Below are 230 nucleotides of genomic sequence, written 5' to 3'. Positions count from 1 at the left end.
CCTGGTGGATACCTTCACCGAAGGCCCTGACTTCAGCGCCAAGGCCAACGACCTGCTGCTGATCACCAATGAGCGTGAGGCCATTGCGGCCTGGGGCCCGGACGCGGCCATCACCAAGGCCTGCCAGGCCATCTACCAGCGGGCCAAGGCGGTGATCGTCGCTTGCGGCGTGGCCAAGGTGGCGGATGCGGCCGAGCAGACCTCGGCGATCATCGGCGGGGTGCTGGCCG

At 68.3% G+C, this 230-nt stretch carries 1 pseudogene; it reads left to right on the top strand.

From position 1 onward, the window contains the following. Positions 1 to 230: pseudogene (locus SB756_RS36110) on the top strand (phage tail sheath family protein); the annotation flags it as partial.

The sequence above is a fragment of the Pseudomonas sp. SIMBA_068 genome (genome assembly GCF_046534705.1).
In the GTDB taxonomy this organism is placed as follows: Bacteria; Pseudomonadota; Gammaproteobacteria; order Pseudomonadales; family Pseudomonadaceae; genus Aquipseudomonas; species Aquipseudomonas putida.
This window is presented reverse-complemented; position numbering and strand designations above follow the sequence as displayed.